Origin of the sequence: Kribbella deserti, assembly GCF_042434725.1 — a bacterium.
GTDB lineage: Bacteria > Actinomycetota > Actinomycetes > Propionibacteriales > Kribbellaceae > Kribbella > Kribbella deserti.
The window spans coordinates 1-22563 of the sequence record NZ_JBHLTC010000029.1 but is presented as its reverse complement, the minus strand read 5'-3'; the positions used below and the strand labels follow the sequence as shown (position 1 = coordinate 22563).

The 22563-nt window shown below is 67.8% G+C and carries 22 protein-coding genes; 5 read left to right on the top strand and 17 right to left on the bottom strand.

All coding sequences use genetic code 11. The features are described from left to right. Nucleotides 1–62 precede the first annotated feature (62 nt). Nucleotides 63–437, bottom strand: a complete 375-nt coding sequence (locus ACFFGN_RS21930) for a cupin domain-containing protein (protein ID WP_380050728.1) — start codon at nt 435–437, stop codon at nt 63–65. 59 nt (nt 438–496) lie between these two features. On the opposite strand from ACFFGN_RS21930, the gene ACFFGN_RS21925 reads away from it, so the two are divergent. Then, complete coding sequence (locus tag ACFFGN_RS21925) at nt 497–955, top strand: MarR family winged helix-turn-helix transcriptional regulator (protein ID WP_380050726.1); 459 nt, start codon at nt 497–499, stop codon at nt 953–955. A gap of 120 nt (nt 956–1075) precedes the next feature. Here the strand turns inward: ACFFGN_RS21925 and ACFFGN_RS21920 are convergent, their stop codons facing one another. The 7 genes from ACFFGN_RS21920 to ACFFGN_RS21890 all read right to left on the bottom strand — a co-directional run bounded on the left by ACFFGN_RS21920 (nt 1076) and on the right by ACFFGN_RS21890 (nt 9702). Continuing rightward, complete coding sequence (locus tag ACFFGN_RS21920) at nt 1076–2386, bottom strand: serine hydrolase domain-containing protein (protein ID WP_380050724.1); 1311 nt, start codon at nt 2384–2386, stop codon at nt 1076–1078. A 55-nt stretch (nt 2387–2441) separates the two neighbouring features. Continuing rightward, nucleotides 2442–5264 carry a DEAD/DEAH box helicase gene (locus ACFFGN_RS21915; protein WP_380050722.1) on the bottom strand — a complete coding sequence of 941 codons (2823 nt, stop codon included), beginning with the start codon at nt 5262–5264 and terminating at the stop codon, nt 2442–2444. Between the two features lie 1270 nt (nt 5265–6534). Then, the gene (locus ACFFGN_RS21910) at nt 6535–7161 is read right to left on the bottom strand and encodes a DUF1345 domain-containing protein (protein ID WP_380050720.1); all 627 of its coding nucleotides are present in this window, start codon (nt 7159–7161) and stop codon (nt 6535–6537) included. A 267-nt stretch (nt 7162–7428) separates the two neighbouring features. Continuing rightward, entirely contained in the window at nt 7429–8298 is an 870-nt protein-coding gene (locus tag ACFFGN_RS21905) for a diacylglycerol/lipid kinase family protein (protein ID WP_380050718.1), read from the bottom strand. Further along, nucleotides 8298–9104, bottom strand: coding sequence for a twin-arginine translocase subunit TatC (gene tatC / locus ACFFGN_RS21900; RefSeq protein WP_380050715.1), 807 nt, complete (start codon nt 9102–9104; stop codon nt 8298–8300). The genes ACFFGN_RS21905 and tatC overlap by 1 nt, the downstream gene beginning before the upstream one ends. Nucleotides 9105–9132: 28 nt before the next feature. After that, nucleotides 9133–9441, bottom strand: a complete 309-nt coding sequence (locus tag ACFFGN_RS21895; protein ID WP_380050713.1) for a twin-arginine translocase TatA/TatE family subunit — start codon at nt 9439–9441, stop codon at nt 9133–9135. Nucleotides 9442–9501: 60 nt separating this feature from the next. Continuing rightward, on the bottom strand, nt 9502–9702 hold the full coding sequence (locus ACFFGN_RS21890) for a hypothetical protein (RefSeq protein ID WP_380050711.1): 201 nt from the start codon (nt 9700–9702) through the stop codon (nt 9502–9504). Between the two features lie 95 nt (nt 9703–9797). Here ACFFGN_RS21890 and ACFFGN_RS21885 point away from each other — a divergent pair, with 95 nt between their 5' ends. Further along, nucleotides 9798–10979 (top strand): winged helix DNA-binding domain-containing protein, encoded by a 1182-nt coding sequence (locus ACFFGN_RS21885; RefSeq protein WP_380050709.1) that lies wholly within the window; start codon nt 9798–9800, stop codon nt 10977–10979. Here the strand turns inward: ACFFGN_RS21885 and ACFFGN_RS21880 are convergent. The 4 genes from ACFFGN_RS21880 to clpX all read right to left on the bottom strand — a co-directional run bounded on the left by ACFFGN_RS21880 (nt 10969) and on the right by clpX (nt 15174). Then, a complete protein-coding gene (locus ACFFGN_RS21880; RefSeq protein ID WP_380050707.1) occupies nt 10969–11217 on the bottom strand; it encodes an RICIN domain-containing protein in 249 nt (82 codons plus the stop codon). The two genes, ACFFGN_RS21885 and ACFFGN_RS21880, sit on opposite strands and share 11 nt — an antisense overlap. Nucleotides 11218–11878: 661 nt before the next feature. After that, nucleotides 11879–12853 (bottom strand): helix-turn-helix transcriptional regulator, encoded by a 975-nt coding sequence (locus tag ACFFGN_RS21875; protein WP_380050705.1) that lies wholly within the window; start codon nt 12851–12853, stop codon nt 11879–11881. Continuing rightward, nucleotides 12850–13812, bottom strand: coding sequence for a helix-turn-helix transcriptional regulator (locus ACFFGN_RS21870; RefSeq protein ID WP_380050703.1), 963 nt, complete (start codon nt 13810–13812; stop codon nt 12850–12852). The genes ACFFGN_RS21875 and ACFFGN_RS21870 overlap by 4 nt, the downstream gene beginning before the upstream one ends. A gap of 111 nt (nt 13813–13923) precedes the next feature. Then, on the bottom strand, nt 13924–15174 hold the full coding sequence (clpX, locus tag ACFFGN_RS21865) for an ATP-dependent Clp protease ATP-binding subunit ClpX (RefSeq protein WP_380050701.1): 1251 nt from the start codon (nt 15172–15174) through the stop codon (nt 13924–13926). A gap of 67 nt (nt 15175–15241) precedes the next feature. Between clpX and ACFFGN_RS21860 the strand changes: the two genes are divergently transcribed. Both ACFFGN_RS21860 and ACFFGN_RS21855 read left to right on the top strand, forming a co-directional pair. After that, complete coding sequence (locus ACFFGN_RS21860) at nt 15242–16306, top strand: TetR/AcrR family transcriptional regulator (RefSeq protein WP_380050699.1); 1065 nt, start codon at nt 15242–15244, stop codon at nt 16304–16306. Then, nucleotides 16306–17391 carry a DUF3866 family protein gene (locus tag ACFFGN_RS21855; RefSeq protein WP_380051033.1) on the top strand — a complete coding sequence of 362 codons (1086 nt, stop codon included), beginning with the start codon at nt 16306–16308 and terminating at the stop codon, nt 17389–17391. Before ACFFGN_RS21860 ends, ACFFGN_RS21855 begins: the two co-directional genes overlap by 1 nt. Here ACFFGN_RS21855 and ACFFGN_RS21850 read toward each other — a convergent pair. From ACFFGN_RS21850 to ACFFGN_RS21840, 3 genes are read right to left on the bottom strand one after another with little or no spacing between them, the layout of a single operon-like run. Further along, on the bottom strand, nt 17388–17816 hold the full coding sequence (locus ACFFGN_RS21850) for a hypothetical protein (protein ID WP_380050697.1): 429 nt from the start codon (nt 17814–17816) through the stop codon (nt 17388–17390). The genes ACFFGN_RS21855 and ACFFGN_RS21850 overlap by 4 nt on opposite strands. Further along, nucleotides 17813–18499 carry a DNA alkylation repair protein gene (locus tag ACFFGN_RS21845; protein WP_380050695.1) on the bottom strand — a complete coding sequence of 229 codons (687 nt, stop codon included), beginning with the start codon at nt 18497–18499 and terminating at the stop codon, nt 17813–17815. Before ACFFGN_RS21845 ends, ACFFGN_RS21850 begins: the two co-directional genes overlap by 4 nt. A gap of 19 nt (nt 18500–18518) precedes the next feature. Continuing rightward, a complete protein-coding gene (locus ACFFGN_RS21840) occupies nt 18519–18986 on the bottom strand; it encodes a DUF1579 family protein (protein WP_380050693.1) in 468 nt (155 codons plus the stop codon). A gap of 196 nt (nt 18987–19182) precedes the next feature. Between ACFFGN_RS21840 and ACFFGN_RS21835 the strand changes: the two genes are divergently transcribed. Continuing rightward, a complete protein-coding gene (locus tag ACFFGN_RS21835) occupies nt 19183–19638 on the top strand; it encodes a hypothetical protein (protein WP_380050691.1) in 456 nt (151 codons plus the stop codon). A gap of 101 nt (nt 19639–19739) precedes the next feature. On the opposite strand, the gene ACFFGN_RS21830 is transcribed toward ACFFGN_RS21835, so the two are convergent. Further along, nucleotides 19740–20699 (bottom strand): FKBP-type peptidyl-prolyl cis-trans isomerase, encoded by a 960-nt coding sequence (locus tag ACFFGN_RS21830; protein ID WP_380050689.1) that lies wholly within the window; start codon nt 20697–20699, stop codon nt 19740–19742. 144 nt (nt 20700–20843) lie between these two features. Continuing rightward, a complete protein-coding gene (gene pafA, locus ACFFGN_RS21825; protein WP_328991985.1) occupies nt 20844–22205 on the bottom strand; it encodes a Pup--protein ligase in 1362 nt (453 codons plus the stop codon). Nucleotides 22206–22563: the final 358 nt, after the last annotated feature.

Sequence of the window (22563 nt, the reverse complement as noted above, 5' to 3'; positions counted from 1 at the left end):
CGGCCAGGCCCAGACCTGGCTGGATGCGGCCACTCGCGGAGCAAGCCCGAAGGCCTTATCCGTTAGCTGGCCCATGCCGGCGCCTGGACGATGGTGCCGTCGGCCATCTTGCCGGTGAATCCCGCCGTGATGGCGACATGCAGCACGGCCGGTTCGGAGCCGAGGTTGGCGACCTGGATGGGATCGCCCGCCACGACGACAGCGGCGTCGCCTGGGCCGAGCTCCTCGCCGTCCGGCGTGATGCGCACCTGGCCCGAGATCACCATGAACACCTCGTCCCGGTCGAGCGTATGCGTCTGCTCGTTGGCCATGCCCGGGCTCAGGGTCAAGCGCCAGGTGCACAGTCCGGCCGAGCCGCGGCTAGGCGACGCCAGGCCGGTGAACTCGATGCCGGGAAGTTCGAATCGCGGCGCCTCGGCCGCGCGGATAACAGTCATTTCCACCCCTCAGATAGACAAGCTGGCTTGTTCAACTTCACTTGTCTATCATGGGGCGCATGACCAAGACAACGGACTTTGGCATCTTGCTCGTGCTGGCGTACCAGGAGTTCGTCCACGAGCTGCGCGAAGCCCTTACCGCGCAGGGGTTCGACGATCAAGGCCGGTCGGACGGTTATGTGCTGCGCACGCTGGACGCGGAGCCGCTGACCGTGAGCGCGCTGGCCGAGCGGCTCGAGATCACCAAACAGGGCGCGGGACAGATCATCGACGATATGGAACGCCGGGGGTACGTCGTTCGGATGCCGTCACCATTCGACGGACGGGCCCGGATCGTGCGGCTGTCCCAGCGCGGGCAGGACGCGCTGGCGGCGGCGCGCAAGTTCCACCACAACTACGAACGCCGCCTCAAGCGGTCCCATGGCGCTGAGACCGTTGAGGCGGTTCGCGAACTTCTCGGCGCGATGGCCGGCGAGCACGACCCCGCCGGACCGCAGCTCCGCGCCCTCTACCTCTGACCCGCCGCCCGCCTCAGGCCCTGCAACTCAATCCGCCGACGAGACTCCTCCCACAGACCCCTCAACTCAGGGCCCGCGACTGGGCGTGCGGCTCGGGGCGTGCGGCTCAGGGCGTGCGGCTCAGGCGAAGTAGCTCGGGAAGAAGTCGTGGGTCGGCCAGTTGGTGACGTTGCTGGCCGCCGTCCAGATGATCTGGTCGATATCGCTGTACGACTTGCCACTCGGGTCGTCGCGCCGGTTGAACAGCACCGCCCAGCTCAGCCCGCCCCACGTCCTGACCAGCAGGGCGTACGTGCCGTCCAGGCTTCCGGTGTGCCAGGTATTTCGCCCGGTCCCACCCGTGGTCGGTCGCACGGACCAGCCGAGGCCGTAGTACGCGCCGTTGGCGTTGATACCCGTCTCGGGCTGGGCCCAGATACTGGCCAGCGACGTGCTGTTCAGAACCGTGGAGGGCGCGTCGAACATCTTCGCCCAGCGGACCAGGTCCGGCGCCGACGCGAGCCAGCCGCCGTTGGCGTCCTGGATACGCATACTGAACGCCCCGTACGGCGCGGGCACGGTGGCGCCGGTGTTGTCCATCACCGTCGGCCGGGTGAACTGCGACTCGTATGGGACCTCGCCGGTACGCCTCGCAACGGAATCGCCGAGCGCCATCCGGGTGATCTTCAACGGGGTCAGCAACTTCTGCTGTACGTACGACCCGTAGGTGAGACCGGAGACCTTCTCGATCACCCGGCCGGCCAGTAGGTAGCCGTAGTTGGAGTACGCGTACCGGCTGCCGGGGGCGAAGTCGAGCGGCTGCCCGGCCATGTACTTGATGACGTCCGCGTGGCGCAGCTGCATCGGGACCCCGAGGGCCTTCGAGATGGCCGGGTCCTTGAAGTTCGGGTCGCCGGAGATATCGCGATCCCAACCGCCGAGGTGCTGCAACAGCCGCTTCATGGTGACCGACGAGAGCCGGGGATCCACGGTCTGCCCGCTCGGCGGGGTGAAGCCGAGGATCGAGGTGACCGGCGTGGAAAGGCTGAGCTTGCCGTCCTGCACCAGCTTCACGATGGCCGCCGCGGTAACCGACTTCGACAGGCTCGCCACCCGGAACAGCGAAGTGGGCTGGACGGTGAGCGTGCTGGAGGTGCTGAAACCGCGCGCGAGCACGAGCCGACCCTTGTAGGTGACCGCGATCTGCCCGGCGGTGATGCCCCGCGCCTCCATGAAGGCCCGCATCTGGGTATCGAAACCGCTCAACGCCGGTACGGCGGTGCCGGTCGCGCGCCAGGTCGCGGCCGTGCTGGCCGAACCGCCCAGCGCCGTACCAGCAACGTCGGCGGCGTTGACCGGACCACTCAGCGCCGTACCCGTCGCAGTACCAACTGCGGCGGCGGCTCCGGTGGCGACGGCGAGCTTGCCGAAATGACGGCGTGACAGTTCCACGAACAGGTTCTCCTTCTCCGGCGGGCAGACGGGTCTTTCTACCCTGGCGACCGGGTCAGTCGACAACCGACGCGTAGGAGATGACACCGCGGCGGATCTCCTCGGTGACGGCGCGCGCGGTTTTGCGCAGATCGCCCGGGCCGGCCGCGTCCGCGACCTGCTCGGTGAGATCGATCAGCTGCTTCACCCAGCGCACGAAATCGCCCGCGGCCAGATCCGACTCGTACAGCACCTCGGTGAGCGAGGCACCCGAAGCCCAGCGGAACGCGGCCCAGCAGAAGCCGAGGTCCATCGGGCGCAGGAAGTCGACGCGCATGTTCCGCTCGAGGGTCGACAGCTCGCGCCAGATCTGGCCCATCTGCTCCAGCACATCGCGCACGTCCCCGCCCGGCAGACGGGGTGACGTCGGCTCGTCCTTCGAACGGGACTCGAACACCAACGCGGCAAGGCAGGCCGCGAGCTGCGGCACGTCCAGCCCGTCGAACACGCCCTGGCGCAGGCACTCCGCCGCCACCAGGTCGAGCTCGGTGTAGATCCGCGACAGCCGGTCGCCCGCCTCGGTGGTCTGGTCGCCCTCCAGATAGTGCAGGGCGTCCAGCACCTGGCAGACCCGGTCGAACTGGCGGGCGATCGTATTCGTCCGCTGCTCGATCTTGCGCTGGACCTCGCGCGTCTCCCGCTCGAGGCGGAAGTACCGCTCAGCCCAGCGGGCGTGGTCCTCGCGATCGGCACAACCGTGGCAGGGGTGGGCTCGCAGCTCGGCCCGCATCCGCTGCAGCTCGGGATCATCCGAGTGCTGCACCGAATCCCGGCCGCGGCTACGTGACGGCGGTCCGTCCTCGCCGAGCATGTCGGTCCGGCCGCGCAGCACGTGCGCCAGGTCGCGGCGCTGCTGCGGGTTTCGCGCGTTGAACTTCTTCGGTACGCGCAACTGGCCGATCGACTCGACCGGTTCCGGGAAGTCGATCATCGACAACTTGCGAACCTGCCGGTCGAGCGTGAGCACGGTCGGGCGCGGGCCTTCCCGCTCGGACCGCACGCCCGGATCGAGCACCAGCGCCCAACCCGCGCTACGCCCGGCGGGCACGCGAATGATGTCGCCGATGCGCAACCGCTCGATCGACTCCTGCGCCTCGACGCGACGATCCAGCTTGCGCTGCTTCGAACCGGACGACTCATGCTCGCTGATCCGCCGGCGCAGAGCGGCGTACTCCAGGAAGTCACCGAGGTGACAGTCGATCGATTCCTTGTAGCCCTCGAGCGCGTCGGTGTTGCGCTGCACCTGCCGGGCCAAACCGACGACCGCCTGGTCGGACTGGAACTGCGCGAACGACAGCTCCAGCATGTCCCGCGCGCGGCCGCGGCCGACCTGGCGAACCAGGTTCACGGCCATGTTGTACGACGGGGAGAACGACGAGCGCAGCGGATACGTACGAGTCGAGGCCAGGCCGGCCACCGCGCGCGGGTCGAACCCGGGCTGCCAGAGCACCACCGCATGGCCCTCGACGTCGATACCGCGCCGCCCGGCCCGTCCGGTGAGCTGCGTGTACTCCCCCGGGGTGATGTCGGCGTGGGTCTCACCATTCCACTTGCTGAGCTTCTCCAGTACGACGGTGCGCGCGGGCATATTGATGCCAAGGGCAAGCGTTTCGGTCGCGAAGACCACCTTGATCAGGCCGCGCGCGAACAACTCCTCGACACATTCCTTGAAGGCGGCGAGCATGCCGGCGTGGTGCGCGGCGATTCCGCGGCTGAGCGCCTCGGCGAAATCGTGGTACCCGAGCACGCCCAGGTCCTCGTCGGGCAGGTCGACCGTGCGCTCGGCGAGCACGCGCTTGATCTCGTCCCGCTCGGCCGGTTTAGTCAGGCGCAGGCCGGAACGCAGGCACTGCACCATCGCGTCCTCGCAGCCCTTGCGGGAGAAGATGAAGAAGATCGCGGGCAACAGCGCGGCCGCGTCTAGCTCTTCCACCACATCCGAGCGGAACGGGGTGAAGTGCGACTTGCTCGGTCGCTGCTTCGGCAGATCGCGACGGCGCCTCGGCTTGCGCGAGTCGTCGCGGAAGATCCGGTTGTCGTCGCGCGCGATGCGGACCAGCTGGGGATTGACCAGATCCTTGACGTCGAAGGCCTCTTGTTTGGCCGGATTACCCGAGCGCTGCGGCTTGGCGGGCGCCGGCGCACCGGTCCGCGCGGTCGGCGCCTCGCCGGCGAACAGGTCGTGCAGGCGCTTGCCGACCATTACATGCTGGAACAGCGGAACGGGCCGCTTCTCCTCCAGCACGACCACGGTGTTACCGCGGACGGTCTCGAGCCAGTCGCCGAACTCCTCGGCGTTGCTCACCGTCGCCGACAGCGAAACCACCGCGACCGAGTCCGGCAGGTGAATGATGACCTCTTCCCAGACCGCGCCACGGGCCCGGTCGGCGAGGTAGTGCACCTCGTCCATCACCACATACGACAGGCCGAGCAGCGTGTGGGAACCGGCGTACAGCATGTTGCGCAGCACCTCGGTGGTCATCACCACGATCGGCGCCTCGGAGTTGATCGAGTTGTCACCGGTCAGCAGGCCGACGTTCTCACTGCCGTAGCGGCGGACGAGATCGCCGTACTTCTGATTGCTGAGGGCCTTGATCGGGGTGGTGTAGAAGCACTTCTGCCCGTGCTTGAGCGCCAGGTGCACCGCGAACTCGCCGACGATGGTCTTGCCCGAGCCGGTCGGCGCCGCGACCAGCACCTGATGCCCGTCCTCCAGCGCGGCACACGCGCGCAACTGGAACTCGTCCAGCTTGAAGTCGTACAGCGAGCGGAACTCGGCCACTGCCGGGTGCTCCTGGTCCGAGCGGAATTTTGCGTACTTCTCGGACGGGGAGGTCATAACGCCAGGCTATGCGACGCCACCCCCAATTCCCGAACACCCCGGCCTGCCACCGCCCGAGCCCACGGTCTCCAGATACCGCGACCATCCGAATACCTCAACCATCCGGGCACGGCCCACCTCCCAACGCCTGGCCCATCCGAGGCACGGCCCGCCTCCTGACGCTCAGGCCGATCCGCGGGACGGCCCACCTCCCGACGCCTTGGCCCATCCGCGGCACCGCACCCTGCGGGCGATCCATGCCGCCACGACTGCGGCGTGACCCAAGGCGCGAAGCCTGCGACGTGATCCATGGGCGACGCCGGTGGGGGCCCACGGTGCGACGCCTGCTGCGTGGCCTGCTGCGTGGCCTGCTGCGTGGCCTGCTGCGTGACCCAGGGCGCCGGGTGCGGGGTGCCGGGCGGCCTATTCACGTCGACCTAGCGGTGGAAGTGGGGTCCTAGCAGGGGCAACGGGCTCCTCGCGGGGGCAATAACGGGCGCGAGGACCCGGTTTCCCCTGCTCGGATCCGATCTCCCCTGCCCGGTTGCCTCCTCAATCGCGCTGAGTGCCAACTGATCCCGATCGAGTTCGCGAACCCCGTGGCTGCCGGGGTTCAGTGCGGCTACCGGCTTTCCGCTGGCCCACTACCGAGTTGTTGCGGGACCACCCGGTTGCAGCCGGGTAGTGAGCAAACAACTCGGCAGTGGGCCAACCGGCGGGTCATACCGAGGCGATTGGTGGTCGCGAGCCGGGCCAGGAAGTGGCCGCGGCAAGGCGGCAGAACCGGTCGGCCCGGCCCTGGTGACGCTGGCGTACAAGTCGTTGGCAGGCCGGAAGGGCAGGCCGGGTTGCCGACGGGCACGGGTACGCGCAGGGCTCGGGACGAGACGGGAGGACGCAGGACGGGGCGAACGCCCGGAGGATAGGGGTGGCATCCTCCGGGCGTTCGGCTTGGTTGCCCCCGCTCCAGCGGGCGGACAGGAGCGGAGGCGGTTCCACATCAGCTGATGTGGAAGTTGTTGTCGTAGAACTTCCAGCCGAGCGGCGTACTCAGGTGAGATCGCTCGTCAGGACACCTCTCCGGACGGCATGGATCCGGCTGGTCTTGTCGTACGGCTCTCCCTGGTTCGTCGCCCTTGCCCGGCCGGCGCGGGACGCGTGCAGCTAGGCGGTCTGGTCGCCACCCGACTGGATCGGCCGACGAGCGGACTTTATCTGTTAGGAAAGTTTCCTATCAGAAGAACCGCGGCGACAACAAGAGCCAACTGCGCTCAATCGCCGGGAGGCCTTAGCGGCCGCTGATGACACCGACGGCGATGCCGAGGATGGCGGTGTTGTAGAAGAACGACAGCACGCTGTGGGTCAGCACCAGGATCCGCGTCGCACGGTTGCGGACCTCGACATCGGAGGCGGCGAAGGAACACCCGGTGGTGAAGGCGAAGTAGACGAAATCCAGGTACGCGGGGACCTCGGTACCGGGGAAGACCAGAGATCGGTCCGGAGCCAGCCGGCGATAGACCAGTGCATACCGTTCGGCATAACCGAAGTGCAGGATGAACCACGCCAGTACGACCACCGCGGCGGCGCCGAGCAGGCGGGCCACGTCCACCTCATCCTCGTTGCTGGTGGCAACGATATCGAGGCCGCAGCCGATACCGATCAGGCTGGTGAGCAAGGTGAAGACGAAACGCGCGCGCCGCCACGCCAGTGGGCCGTTCAGCCAGCCGGCCAGGTCGATCGGGCTCAGCCGGAAGGACCGGACCAGCCGGACCGCGAGGTAGACCAGCGCCAGCACGTTCCAGACCAGCAGAGCCGAGTTCATTCGTGGCTGCGGCACCCAGAACAGGATGTACAGCCCGAGCGCGAGCAGGCCCGCGTCGAGCACTGTGGACATACCGGACAGGACCTTCGGCATCAGCCGTCACCTTTCGCGCGCTCCGCTTCCCCCGCGAAGATCGCACGATTCGCAGTGCAATCGACTCGCGACGCACCGTGACACCGCCAGCGCCGTTCAGACGCGACTACTCAACGCCGTCAGAGCCGTTCAGCCGCGACTGGTGACCGTCGTCAAGACTCTCCGGACGCGCTGGTCGCGTGCAGACGCGTCCACTCGTGGCAGGTGTGGGCTCTTTCCGCAGGCGGTGGAGTCGCCAGGCCCCTGCCAGTGGTCCTCGCAGAAGAGCTAGTAGATGAGTAGGGCGCCGGGCTTGATGCCGACGTCGATCGGCAGCGGGCCGAGGCGCTCGCCATCGGCGTACGCTGTGACGCCGGGGGCCTCGATCCGGACGGCCGTGCCGCGCAGCTGGCGGACCAGCGGGTGCGGCACGTGCGTGCCCTTGGCCAGCTTCGGGAACATCTGCAGCAGCTTGATGCGGGAGATCGGCTCGATGATCGTGATGTCGAGCAACCCGTCGTCGACGACCGCGCCGGCCAGGATCTGCAGGCCACCGCCGTACGACGAGGTGCTGCCGACCGCGACGATCATCGCGTCGGTCTCGATCAGCTCGCCGTCGACCGTCACCTTGAACGGGATCGGCGCGAACGTGCGCAGTTCCGCGATGGTGGCGACCGTGTACCGCGACTGGCCCTTGGGCCAGCTCATCCGGTTGACCCGCTCGTTCACCTTCGAGTCGAACCCGCTGCACATGATCGTGGTGATCAACTCGCCCTTGGCCGTGGCCAGGTCCACCGCGCGGGTGTTGCCGGCGATCACCCGGTCCGCGGCGGCCTCGGGATTTTTCAGCGGTACGCCGATGGCGCGGGCGAAATCGTTACCGGTCCCGGCCGGGATGATCCCGGTCGGCATCCCCGAGCCGCCGAGGACCTGGGCGGCGAGGTGGATCGTGCCGTCACCGCCGACGAGTACCACCGCGTCCGCGCCGGAGGCGATCACCTCGGCGGAGATCCGGCCGACGTCCTCCGCGCAGGTGGTGACGAACTCGGACACCGTCAGGCCGGCCGCTTCCAGCCGGGCCAGGACCACCGGTGCCACCCGGGCACCGAGGCCCCTGCCGGAGGTCGGGTTGACCACCAGCGCGAGATGACGGGCCATCAGTCGGCCAGGTCTTCTTCGAGTTTTTTGGCCCGGCGCTTGTCGACGATCCGGGCGATGATCTCGGCCGCGAAGTACAGCAAGCACATCGGCACGGCCAGGAACATCAACGAGAACGGGTCACCCGAAGGCGTCGCGACCGCGCCGAATACGAAGATGACGATGATCGTGTACGGCCGGAACTTCGCCAGCGCGGTGGCCGGCACCACGCCGAGCAGGTTGAGCAGCACGACCACGAGCGGAATCAGGAACGCGATACCGAAGACCAGCAGCGTCCGCAGTACGAAGTTCAGGTAGTCCGGCAGCTGAATGAGGTTCTCGACGGCCTCAGGGGTGAAGCCGATCAGGATCTCCAGACCCTTGGGCAGGGTCCAGTAGGCGACCGCGATACCCGCGCAGAACAGCGGCGTGGCGATGGCGGCGAACAGCATCGACCACTTGCGCTCCTTACGGTGCAAGCCGGGCACGATGAACGCCCACAGCTGGTACAGCCAGATCGGCGCAGCCAGGATGACACCGAAGACCAGCGCGATCTTGATCCGGAACGTGAACGGATCGGTGACGTTGGTGAAGGTCAGCTTCGGCTCTTGCCCCTTCTCACGGAGCAGATCGCGAATACCGGTCTCGAACGGGTGCCGCAGGATGTCGAGCAGCGGATCGAAGTAGATCCAGCCGGCCACGGCACCGATGAGGATCGCGAGAATGGCCTTGACCAGCCGGTTACGCAGCTCGGTGATGTGCTCGCGCAGGGTCATCCGACCCTCGTCGTCCTTCGGACGGCGCTCTTTCCGCCGTCCGATCTTCATCAGCGCCACAAGAGGTGGTGCGCGTGGCTCAGTTGGCCGTGTGCGACGGCGGCACGCCGTCGCCCGGGCCTTGGCCGTTCACCTGGGTGTTCGGCTGCGGCTGCTGGCTCGGCGCCTGCACGGGCGGGTTGATCGTCTGCTCCGGCGTCTGCACACCCTGGGTGAGCTCGGCATCGCCCTTCTTCTTGCCGGTGCCGACCTCTTCTTCCCAGATCTTCTTCGACTTACCGAGCTGACGCACAAGCGTCGGCAGCTTGGTCGAGCCGAACAGCAGCACGACGATGGCCAAAACGATGAGCCACTCCGCGCCCGAAGGCATCGTGATGAGCGATGTCATGACGGATCTCCCTTTTCCCACACCAACTGGTTCTCGTCGACCGCGAATCCGTGGCCGATCCTACGCCCGGCTGCCGACCTTCGCCTCGGCGTCCTCCATGGCGGAGTCGGCCGGGGCCCGTTGGGCGGCCTCGAGCTTGGCTTGTGCGGCACCGACCTCCCGGGCCAATGCCTTGCTCTGCCCCCACAACTTCCGCGCGAGCAGGAAGAGCACGATCGCCCAGACCACCGCCACGCCGAGGAACAGCAGGAACCAGTACATGCGCCGAGCCTAGCCGGTCCCCCGGCCGAGCGCAGGTCAGCCGCCCGCCGTTCATCTTGGATGGAATTGTCGGACACCCCTGATAGGACTTCGGCATGCAAAAGATCGACGTCACCGAGCGGCGGGCCAGGCTGGGCCGCCGGCACCGCCTGGCCCCCTCCGTTCAGGCGGCGAACCCGCTTGAGGCGACGGAGGCGCTGGTGGTTCTGCACGCCACGGATCAGGCCACAGTGCATCTGTCCGCCGCCGCCCGGACCGGCGCCGCCTCGCCGGAACCACTCGAACAAGCGCTGTACGACGACCGGACCGTGCTGCGCATGCTCGGAATGAGACGCACGGTCTTTGTGGTGCCGACCTCGCTCGCGCCCGTGGTGCACTCCGCCTGCGCGGTGGATATCGCCGCGAAGCAGCGAAAACTGCTGGTCAAACACCTGACCGAGGCGGGCGTCGACAGTGCGGCCGAGTGGCTCGCCTCGGTCGAGGCCTCGACCGCCAAGGCGTTGCGGGCCCGTGGTTCAGCCGTCGCCAGCGAGTTGGCCGACGACGAGCCCAGGCTGCGGACCAGGCTGTCGATGGCGGAGGGAAAGGCCTACGCCGCCCAGCCGTATGTCACCAGCCGGGTCCTGTTCCAGCTCGCGGTGGACGGGCTGATCGTGCGCGGGCGCCCGGTCGGAACGTGGTTGAGCGCCCAGCACCGGTGGTCCCCCGTGGAAACCTGGCTGCCGGACGGACTGGACACCGGCCTCCCCGCCGAAGAGGCCCGGGCGGAGCTGACGAGGCGCTGGCTGGCGTCGTTCGGCCCGGGCACGCTGGCCGACCTGCAGTGGTGGACCGGGTGGAACGGCGGCCAGACCAAGAAGGCCCTCGCCGCCGTCCAAGCCGTGCAGGTCGACCTGCCCGACTCCGGTACGACGGGCTGGGTCCTGCCGGGTGACGAGGATCCGGTCGAACCAGTGGAGCCGTGGGTGGCGATGCTGCCCGCGCTCGATCCGACGCCGATGGGCTGGAAGGAGCGCGACTGGTATCTCGGTGAGCACAAGGCCCAGCTGTTCGACACGATGGGCAACGTCGGGCCCTCGATCTGGTGCGACGGGCAGATCGTCGGCGGCTGGGGCCAGTCGGCTACGGGTGAGGTGCGGTACCGGATATTGACCGATATCGGCCAGGAAGCAACGGCCGCGATCGAGGCGGAGGCGGCCCGCTGGACCACCTGGCTCGACGGCACCCGCGTCACCCCCCGCTTCCGCACCCCACTCGAGCGCGAACTCAGCGCTTGACTGCCGACTCGACCGGATACACGTTCCAGCGCTGGTGGGCGCCGCCATCGCTGATCGGCAGCTGGATGAACTGGCTGTTGCCGTAATCATCGATCTCGAGCACGCGCTGGTTCGTTTCCGGGTGCGGCGAGAGCTCCGACACCCAGTAGCTGCCGCGCTGATCGGAGCGCCACAGGAAGCGCTGATTCTTGCCGAGGTGACACGGGTAGCGGATGGCGCGCTGGTGGATCCGCTTCAATGTCCAGGCATTCGTTGGAGCCGAGTTTGCCCACCGATTTGAGTGCCCACCAGTCCGATCGGGTGTCCTCGACGATGCGCCAGTGCTGGACGTTGTCCCCCTCGTAGCAGCGCCAGTGTTCGATCGAGACGGCGCTGCCGCCATTGCCGACGCCCATGCAGTTGTTGGTCCACTTGTTGGACCTGAAGTAGACGTCGTAGCTCTCGTTCGCCGGGCCATCCTTGGAATGCCCAGCACCTTCCTGGCGTCAGCGGTCGTATTGATCTCGCTGATTACTGCAGCGACAAGAGCCGGCCGGAAGCGGATCTGCCGGCAGAACTGACCGGATTAGCCCGCAGGCACTACCTTTCGACCCTGCCCAGAAGGCAGGACGCAACGGGTAACGCCCTCCGCCTCGAACCCTGATCTGATCCGTGGAGAACCCTCCCGCGATCTGGTTGTGGAAAACCCTCTCGCGAGGTGCTTCCTTATGTCGCGCGTGTGCAAACACAACCAGGCACTTCGCGAGAGGGTTTTCCACAAATCGGCCTGCACGTGTGCGCTGCGCGACGGGATCGCTGCGCGGCGTGGCGGCGGGGGCGCGGCGGGAGCGGCGGCGCGGCGGGGGTGGTGGTGGGTGGAGGTTGTGCAGGCGGTGAAGAGCCAGGCCGAGGGGGTGAGGTTAGAAGGTGTAGGCCTTGAGGGCTTCGCGGGCGGTTTCGGCGATCTGGGCGCCGAGTTCGGCCGGTTCGAGGACCTGGGCGGAGCCGCCGAGGCGCAGGATGAGGCGTTGTAGCCAGGCGGTGTCGGCCACGCGCAGGGTGATCACCAGGGAGCCGTTCGGGCCTTCCTCAACCGACTCGGTCGGGTAGTACTCCGCGACCCAGCGTGCGGGTGGTGCCAGTCGCACCGTGGCCAGCAGATCCGCCTCCGACGGCTGGAACATCCCGTTCGACAAATCGCGGGGAGTCGCCTGCGCGGGTGGTTCGCTCGGCAGGTCCAGCAGCTTGGCGGCGGCGATCCGGTCCAGCCGGAACAACCGGACGTCCTCGGCCAGGCGGCACCAGGCCTCGAGATAGGTGCGGCCTTCCGAAACGACCAGGCGCATCGGGTCGACGTCCCGCTCGGTGGTCTCGTCCCGCGACGGTACGTCGTACGTAAGGTGCAGGCGGCGATGACCGGCCAGGGCGCGGTTGACCGTCTCGGCGAGTTCGGGCCGCGTCGGTTCGACGTGTACGTGCGCGGCGGCACCTTCGATCGCGGCGGCGGCACCTTCACCGGCGGCGGTCTCGAGTTTCGCGATGGCCCGGTCGACGGCGTCCCGGTCGTTGTCACCGGTCACCTCGCGCAGCGTACGGAGGGCGGTCAGCAGGGCGAGGGCCTCGTCGGCCGCGAGGCGCAACGGCCGGGCCAGGTAGTCGGCGTTGTTGATGTGGATGACGCCGTCGCCCTCGGCCGCCTCGATGTCGATCTCGATCAGATCGCCCATCTGCGCGCCGGGCAGACCGCAGAACCAGAGCACCTTCAGGTCGGCGATGATCTGCTTCGGCTTGACCCCGAACTCCGCGGCGACGTCCTCGACCAGGGCGCCGTCGTTCTCACGGAGGTACGGGACCAGCGCGAGCAGGCGCTGAACCTGATCCCGGGCGTTGCTCATACCGGCACCCCCGCCACTTCGCGCAAGCGCCGCAGTACGCCGTCCAGTACGTCGCCCGGCGCGTCGACCACGGCCTGCGGCCCGTACGACGCGATCTCCTCGGCGAGCACCCCGGCATCGGCGTACGGGACGTGCAGGAGGTCCCAGCCTTCTTCGTACGGCTCGACGGCGGTAGCGCGACGGCGCAGGCTCACGCACGAACCGGCCCGGGCGCGGATCTTCGCCTCGGAGGTCGGTGGTGGTGGCGCGAGTTCGGAGACCAGGCCGCGCAGATCGGTGCCCGCCGGCACGGTGAACGCCTGCGGCGAGCCGATCGTCTTGACGTTGCCGCCGATCCGGGACAGCCGGAACATCCGGGTCGCCTCGCGATCGCGGTCCCGGCCGACGACGTACCACCGGCCGTGCCAGGAGACGATGCCCCACGGCTCCAGCGTGCGCTTGGTCGGCTTGGCCGCGCCGCTGCGCAGGTGCTCGAACGTCACGACCGTACGGGTGACGACGGCGGACCAGAGCGGATCGAAGGCAGGCTCGGACGCACCGACGTGCGGCTCGATCGCGCTCAGCGCCGACTGGTCGGTCTGAATGCCCGCGGCCTTCAGTTTGAGCACGGCCGAGCTGGTCGCCTCGGCCAGGCTCGCGTGCTGCCAGACCCGGGCGGCGACACCGAGTACGGCGGCCTCGTCCGGTTCCAGGTGGACCTCGGGCAGTTCGAAGACGTCGCGGCGGATGCGGTAGCCGATGTCGTCGGAGAAGAACTTGTCGATCGTGCCCATCTCGATCGGAATACCGAGATCGCGCAGCTCGTCCTTGTCCCGCTCGAACATCTTCTCAAAGGCGTCCGGGGTCAGGCCGGCGTAGCCCTCGACCACCTCGCGGATGCGCTCTTTGGTCACGTAAGTGCGCGCCACCAACAGGCAGATCACCAGGTTGAGCAGCCGCTCACTCTTCCGCGCCGACACCCGTCCACCTTATGCGCTGCGAGGCCCCCAAACCCGCACAATTACCCCGACCCGCGAACGGGTCCTCCCACCAGTCACTCCAGTCCCACCAGCACCGCCGCCCGGGCGGAGTCAGGCGGACTTTTCGCGGGGTTCGGCGGTGGGGCGGGGCACGATGGTGGGCAAGGCGTGTTCGGCGACCACTTCGGCGGTGATGACAACGCGGGCGACGTCGTCGCGGCCGGGGATGTCGTACATGACGGCCATCAGCACCTCCTCGAGAATGGCGCGCAGTCCGCGAGCGCCGGTCCGGCGCAGGATCGCCTGGTCCGCGACGGCCTCGATCGCCGCGTCGGTGAACTCCAGTTCGACACCGTCCAGCTCGAACAGGCGGTGGTACTGCCGGATCAGGGCGTTGCGCGGTTCGGTCAGGATCCGGACCAGCGCGTCGCGATCGAGGCTGCGCACGCTCGTCACCATCGGCAGCCGCCCGACGAACTCCGGGATCAGGCCGAACTTGAGCAGGTCCTCCGGAGTCACCTCACCGAACACATCGTCGAGATCGCGAGTGGTCTGGATGCGCGCACCGAAACCGATGCCGCCCGCGTTGACGCGCTGATCGATGATGCGGTCCAGGCCGGCGAAGGCGCCGCCGACGATGAACAGGATGTTCGAGGTGTCGATCTGCAGGAGTTCCTGGTTCGGGTGCTTGCGGCCGCCCTGCGGTGGAACGCTCGCGACCGTGCCCTCGATGATCTTCAGCAGGGCCTGTTGTACGCCCTCGCCAGAGACGTCCCGGGTGATGGACGGGTTCTCGCTCTTGCGAGCGACCTTGTCCACCTCGTCCAGGTAGATGATGCCGGTCTCCGCCTTCGCGATGTCGAAGTCGGCGGCCTGGATCAGCTTCAGCAGGATGTTCTCGACGTCCTCGCCGACGTACCCGGCCTCGGTCAGCGCGGTGGCGTCCGCGATCGCGAACGGCACCTTCAGCATCCGGGCCAGCGTCTGGGCGAGATGGGTTTTGCCGCAGCCGGTCGGGCCGATCAGCAGGATGTTCGACTTGGCCAGCTCGATCTGGTCGACACCGCGCTTGGCCGTCGCCTGGATCCGCTTGTAGTGGTTGTAGACCGCGACCGCGAGCGTCTTCTTCGCCCGGTCCTGGCCGATCACGTACTGATCGAGAAAGGCGCAGATCTCCATCGGCCGGGGCAGCTCGTCGAGGCTCGGCGCGGACGCCTCGAACAACTCCTCTTCGATCAGCTCGTTGCAGACGTCAACGCACTCGTCGCAGATGTACACGCCGGCTGGACCTGCGATCAGCTTGCGGACCTGCTTTTGTGATTTGCCACAGAAGGAACATTTCAGCAGATCCCGATCGGGCACGGCGGTTCCCTCCTGCGGCGGAATCCAGATGTTATGATCATCTGGATGATCCAAGTATCTTAACCAGATGGCAGGTCGACTCAGCCGGGCCCAGGCCCAGCAGCAAACCCGGAACCGGGTGCTGGCGGCCGCTCGGGACGAATTCACCGAGCGGGGTTTCCGCGTTGCGCGAGTCGACTCGATCGCGGACCGGGCCGGACTGACCCGTGGCGCGGTCTACTCGAACTTCCCGGGCAAACGCGCGCTCTACTTCAGCGTGCTGGCCGAGGCCGCCGACCGGCCCGTCGAGGAACCACCCGAGCGGCGTACCGCGTCGGAGGCGTTGCGGGAGTTCGCGCGGACGTGGGTGACGGGTCTGCCGTTCGACCTGGATCCGCGAGGTGACGCGCGGATCAACCAGGACCTGCTGCCCGAGATCATCGGCGACGAGCGGCTACGGCAGACCTTCGGCCAGTTGATGAAGCTCGACGCCCTCCTACTCGGCCTGGCCCTGGAGAACCTGCGCCCGGGTCGTCGTCTGGTGCGAGTGGCCGAGTCCGCGCTGACCAGCCTGTACGGCGCGAGCCAGCTCGTGGCGGCGGCGCCCGGATTCGTTGAGCCCTTCAACGTGGTGAACGCCTGCGATCGGCTGCTGGAGTTGGACTTCGACGACTGGTGGCCGCCTTCGCACAGCATCGTGCGGCCCGTACCGGTCGACGAACCCTGGTCTCCCCCACCCGCGATCAACCTCGTCACGGGCCAACCCGCCGATCTCGATCGCGACGGCGTGGTGACGGTTCTCGGCCTGGAACGGTTGGAGGCGGCAGAGGACGCCGTACGGGCTGGAGCGGCAACAACCCTGGTGATTCCGGTCGACGCCTCCGACGAGCGAGCACCGCTGGCCCGGCTGGTGATCGCCGAGGTGTGTACGTGTCTGCGCGAGGCCTTCCCCTCGGCGGCCTGGCCCACGCTGCAGGTAGTGCTCGACCCGTCCGGCGCGCTGGCCCCGGCCGTAGCCGCGGCTCCCCTGGCAGCCGGCGGTGATCGGGTCGAGGTGGCGGTGCGGATCCAGGCCGGCCGGGTGGTGTCACGGGCCGAGGGACGTGGCGCCGGACACGTCGCCGCGAGTGCGGACACTAAAGTCGCCTCGTGATGCGTTGGCGTGCGGGTTTCGTGACCGAACTGGGCCGCAGCTGGACCGGAGCGCAGGAGCTGGTGGTTTCGGTGGGCGACACCGCCGTCCGGGCCTTGGCCTATCCGGACCTGGTCGGCCTTCCCCTGATCGGCGATCGGGTCCTGCTGAACGTGGGCGCGCTCGACCGTGGCCTCGGCACCGGCGGATACGCCCTGGTGGTGGCGATTCCGGACCGACTGCCGGCCGATCCGCCCGAGAGCGGCCACCTCGTCAAGGCGCGCTACACGCCCTTGCAGTCGATGGTGCTCGGCGCCGACGAGCAGGACTCCCCGGACCACGAGATACTTCGCGACGCCGACGACCTCGGTGGCGCTCCTGTCGTAGTGGCAGACCTCCACTCGGCGCTACCCGCAGTACTCGCTGGGGTGTACGACGCCCGGCCCGGAACGCGCGTGGTCTACGTGATGACCGACGGTGGTGCACTGCCGATGGCCTTCTCCCGTACGGTTCCGGCCCTGCGAGACGCGGGGTGGCTCGCGGGCACGGTCACGGTCGGCCAGGCGTACGGCGGTGACCGGGAGGCCGTGACGGTCCATACAGGCCTACTGACGGCTGTTCGCGTTCTAGAGGCCGAGTTGGTCGTAATCACCCAGGGCCCGGGCAACCTCGGTACTGGTACTCGCTGGGGGTTCTCCGGCGTCCAGTCGGGTGAAGCCATCAACGCCGTCGGAACCCTTGGTGGACGGGCCGTCGCGTCCCTGCGGATTTCCGAGGCTGATCCGCGTCCACGCCATCGCGGTATCTCCCACCACAGCTTGACCGCCTACGGCCGGGTGGCGCTTCAACCGGCTGACGTCGTCGTACCGGACCTACCGGGTGAATTCGGCGATCTGGTCCGCGACGCCGCCGAACCGCTCCACGCCCGCCACCGCGTCGTACGGGTTCCAGTGGACGGCCTGTACGACGTACTGGCCGGTGCGCCGGTCAAGCTGTCCACCATGGGCAGGGACCTCGACGGCGACCGCGCGTACTTCGAAGCCGCCGCAGCCGCCGGCCGCCACGCCGCCACCCTAATCACCAGCGGCGACCACAACGCCTCCTAGCGTCCGAGAGCCACAGCAGGAACCCGCACCTCGCGACTGCGCCTGACGCGCATCCCGCCCAGCCAGGCAGCGACGGGGGTTCCCAGCAGCATAAGGACGGTGAACCACGCAGGCGCGACGTCCCAGCTCGCGATCGCTCCGAGAGCGCCAAGCGTGGTTCCAATGACTATGAGCACCACTACGTGCTTGGCGGGGTTGGCCGGCGCAAAGCGTGCAGTGAGCCAGCCACCGACGTACGCGAAGAGCAGGCGGTAGGCGAGCGCAAGGGCCACCATCCAAGGGGTGCGGAAACCTTGCTCGCGTTGCTCCGCGATGGACGGGAAGACACCGCTCTGCTCCAGCACGGTGTCGACGCCGTTGGAGAGGATGCCGATGACCGCAATGCCAGCGACGACTGCCGCGGTACTACGCAGGGGTGAAGTCATGAGGATTGTTCTCCGTGTCCGGCGGTGGATTTGAGCTTGAGGTAGTGCTGCCTGGTCGGTGGGTCGAGCTTCTCGATCGCGTAGCGGAGAGCCGTGCGAGGCATAGTCGCCGCGAACTGGTCGAGATAGCAGATCAGCTGGGCCGGGTCCCGCTTGCCGGCCTCGCGAATCCACCCGCCGACCGCTTTCTGGACCAGGTCGGCCGGGTCGTGCGCGAGGACCGCACCCAGGCGGAACGTGTCGTCGACGTCGCCGAGCCGGATGAAGTACCAGGTGCTCACGATCGAGGTACGGCGTTCCCACTGGCTCGGGGACGCGGCCAGCCGGTAGAGCGGCTCTCGCGGCTTGTCGTACAGGTAGCCGCCGACGACATGCGGCGCGGCCCGATCGACCAGGTCCCAGTTGTCTATGCGGTCATGGCGTCGCAGGTACAGCTGATAGAGGTCGCGGCGCCGCTCGGGCGAGGTACGGCGGCCGCGGGCCTCGAAGTCCATGATGCTGACAGCACCGACGCGAACGTCGTGCCGCGGATCCTCCAGCAGGTCTTCGATCTGAGCCACCTCGGCCGCTATGAACCGCTTCGCCAGCGCGAAGATCCGCCCGGCCGGCACCCGGTCTCTACCAACATCGCGCCGCAGGTCGTCGTACTCGCGCCGAAACCCGTCGGCGGACAGCTCAACCATGGCGAACTCCACCAGGCGTTCAGGCGAGTCGCTGGCCGCTGAGGTCATAGTCGATATTGACGGTCTCGTCGGCGCCCGGGTTGGCTCGCCACCCGCCGGAGAAGGTGCCGTCATCGCGGAAGGCGCCGCGGAACGTCGCGTCCAGCGGGCCGTACGAGACCGTGATGGTGAGGTTCTCCCCGTCGACCTGCCAGGTGTACGGCAAGGGCTGCGGCGACATGTTGGAGTAGACCGTCGAGGCGAAGGTGCCGCGCTGCTCGTCGTACCCGACGATCTCGAGGCTGTCGATCGTCATGCCGAGGAAGTCCAGCGTGATGTGCTGCTCCAGGAAGAACCCGCCCGGCAGCCAGCGGAAAGTGGCCTGGCCCTTGATGTTCTCGCCGTCGGCGCCGACGAGGTCACCGGCCATGCTCCAGGTGCCGGCAAAACGGTCCAGACGCTTGAGCTCGGGGTGCGGCGTGGGCAGAGCCATCGCATTCTCGGTCATGGTGTTCCTCCTGCTCGGATCCGACGGCTGTCGGCTCGTTGATGAATGCCTCAAGCCTGTCTTTCCGCGCCGGGAGAAACATCGGCCACCTGGCCGGTTCCCCCCGCGCGGGTGGCCGACCTGGTGGGCCTACCTCCACCTCATGGCGGGTCTCAACACTCCTGAACGGGCGAAGCCCACGGCTCATCGTTGAGGCATGGCAACTCTCGAGATCCACCAGGTCCACGCACCGACCAGCCCGCCCCACTCCGTACGTCTCTCGATGGCGTTGTGGCTCACCGCCATCGGCGCGGGTGTCGCCGAAAGCGTGATCGGCGCGAGCGCGGCGATCAGCTCGGAATCAGGGGTTACGCCGGCGCTTGCCGCGATGATCGCGTTCCGGGTGCTCTTGTACGGCGGACTGACCATGCTGGTCCTTCGACTGCGCAGCGGCAGGAACCGGGTCAGGATCGCCCTCACCGGACTGCTCGGGGTGATCGGCCTGGCGACCTTGGTCATCGAACCCATCAAATGGCTGGCCGCCGGCGCCCACTGGGCCGAGGTCGACCTGGACCTGTACGCGGGAATCCGCGCGATCCACATCCTCGCGGTTCTGGGCGCACTCGTGGCCCTCTACCGCCCCGCCTCAAACCGCTGGTTCCGCCGCCGCTGACCAACGACACCGCCCGCGCAGGTCCGTCGTACGGCGCCCGGAAACGGCAGCGGCCGGATCGCTCCCGTGAGGGAACGATCCGGCCGGAGTCGGTAGCTGGATCAGGCGACGCTGATCGGCAGGCTGTCGATCACGTCGAGTACGACGAACGCGGCCTGGTTCTGCTGCGGCGGCAGGTGCATCAGCACGCGGCTGCCAACCGGTACGCCGACGAGCGCGGCAAGCGGACCGGCCTGACCGGCGGGAGCGCCGGCCGGGGCGATCGGCTGTGCGACCGCTTCGGCGACCGGGGCCTGCTGACTCGGCACCCAGGTGCTGAACTGCTTCTTGCCGGTGTAGTCGAAGATCGCGTAGTGCATGCGGACCATCGAGTTCTTCTCGACGGGCTTGCCGGTGCCCTTGATCAGCACGATCGGCTTGCCGGTCTCCTTCGGAGCCTTCAGGCCCTTCGGCACGGTGACCTTCGGCTCGGCGGTGATCGCACCGGTGATGGTCGGGTTACCGGCGGGCGCGGCCTGCGTCGTACCGCCCTCAGCGGTCTTCTTGGTGGTGTCGAACGCGCCGACGATGTCCACCACGAAGATCAGCGTGTCGGTGCCCTCGATACCGGCTTCCTTGTTGCCGGTCTCCTTGTAGCCCTTGTCCGGCGGGATCGACAGCAGCACACGGCTACCGATCTTCTTGCCGACGAGTGCCTCGTCCCAGCCGGTGACGACCTTGCCGACACCGATCGGGAACGCCGCGGGCGCGCCGCGGTCGTAGGAGTTGTCGAAGACCTTGCCGTCACGCCAGATCTGGCCGATGTAGTTGGCGACCAGCAGCTCGCCCTTCTTCACCTCGGCGCCCTTGCCCTCGCTCAGGACCTCGGTGACCAGAGCCTTGTCCGGCTCGCCCTCTTTGTGGGTGATGGTCGGCTTCTTGCCGAACGATTCGGTGACCTTGATACCGCTCTTGCCGAAGTCACCACCGTCTCCGGCTTTCGGCTCTTCCGAGCCACAGGCGACCAGGGACGAACCCAGGGCCACGGCTGCGACCACACTCAACAGCTTGCGCACGAGCACCTCGAAAATCTCACGGCGCGACCCTGTCTCGGCAGGCCCGCCTCAGTACGGCCAGATGAACGCCGACCACCCTAGCCTGGACTCGCAAATGCACACAGCGTGGCCCAGCCAGCCGTCTGGGTGAGAACGTTTGCCTCCAGGTACCTACATGCTGGCGATGAGCTTCTCGACCCGCTCGTCGTGGGACTTGAACGGGTCCTTGCACAGCACCGTGCGCTGGGCCTGGTCGTTCAGCTTGAGGTGCACCCAGTCGACCGTGAAGTCGCGACGGCGCTCCTGGGCCCGCTTGATGAACTCGCCGCGCAACCGCGCGCGGGTGGTCTGCGGCGGCACCGACTTGGCCTCGAAGACCCGCAGGTCGTCGACCACCCGGGTGACCGCGCCCTTGCGCTCGAGCAGGTAGTACAACCCGCGCGGGCGGTGGATGTCGTGGTACGCCAGGTCGAGCTGCGCGACCCGCGGACTGGCCAGACCGAGATTGTTCTGCTCGCGGTAGCGCTCGATCAACCGGTACTTGATCACCCAGTCGATCTCGCGCTCGATACCGGACAGGTCGCCGGACTCGATCGCCTTCAGGCAGCGCTCCCACAGATTCAGCGCGCGCTCGACAGCCGGAGTACCCAGCTCGCGGCGATCGACGAAGTCCCGGGCCTTGGTCAGATATTCGCCCTGGATGTCCAGCGCGCTGGCCTCGCGGCCGTTGGCCAGCCGGACCTCGCGGCGGCCGGTCATGTCGTGGCTGATCTCGCGGATCGCCCGGATCGGGTTGTCCAGCGTGAGGTCACGCATCACGATGCCGGCCTCGATCATGCGCAGCACCAGATCGGTACTGGCGACCTTGAGCAGCATCGTGGTCTCGGACATGTTCGAGTCGCCGACGATGACGTGCAGCCGGCGGAACCGCTCGGCGTCCGCATGCGGCTCGTCGCGGGTGTTGATGATCGGCCGGGACCGGGTCGTCGCGCTGGAGACGCCTTCCCAGATGTGCTCCGCGCGCTGGCTGACCGAATACACCGCGCCGCGCGGCGTCTGCAGCACCTTGCCGGCGCCGCAGATCAGCTGCCGCGTGACCAGGAACGGGATCAGCACGTCGGCCAGCTTGGCGAAGTCCCCGTGCCGGCTGACCAGGTAGTTCTCGTGGCAGCCGTAGGAGTTGCCGGCGGAGTCGGTGTTGTTCTTGAACAGGTAGACGTCGCCGAAGATGCCCTCGTCGTGCAGCCGCTTCTGCGCGTCCACCAGCAGGCCCTCGAGGATCCGCTCGCCGGCCTTGTCGTGCGCTATCAGGTCGGTGACGGAGTCGCACTCACCCGTCGCATACTCCGGGTGGGACCCCACATCGAGATAGAGCCGGGCCCCGTTGCGGAGGAAGACGTTGCTGCTCCGCCCCCAGGACACGACTCGCCGAAACAAGTAGCGCGCCACCTCGTCGGGGGTCAGTCGGCGCTGACCGCGAAAGGTGCAAGTGACGCCGTACTCGTTCTCCAGGCCGAAGATTCGCCGGTTCACATTCCCACCCTACGTCCCGGCTCCGACAGTTTGGCGCTGTCTCAGGCGCGCCGTCATCCCATCGTTGCCGTAACCCACCCGCCGCTTCCCCTTTTCACAAGGCCGATCCGGCCGGCCACCCGCCCCCAGCGCTGGTACGACCCCCACTTCCATCCGCGAGTGAACGCGTACGAACCCCCAGCCACTCGCGGGCTGGAGTTATGCGCCCCCGGCCCCTCGTGGGTTTGTTACCCACGGTCGGACGTGGAATACGGCATTCCGGGTCCGACCGTCGGGAAGTGGCGCGGTACCGCCCGCATTCCGGGTCCGACCGTCGGTGAGTGGCGCGGTACCGCCCGCATTTCGCGTCCGACCGTCG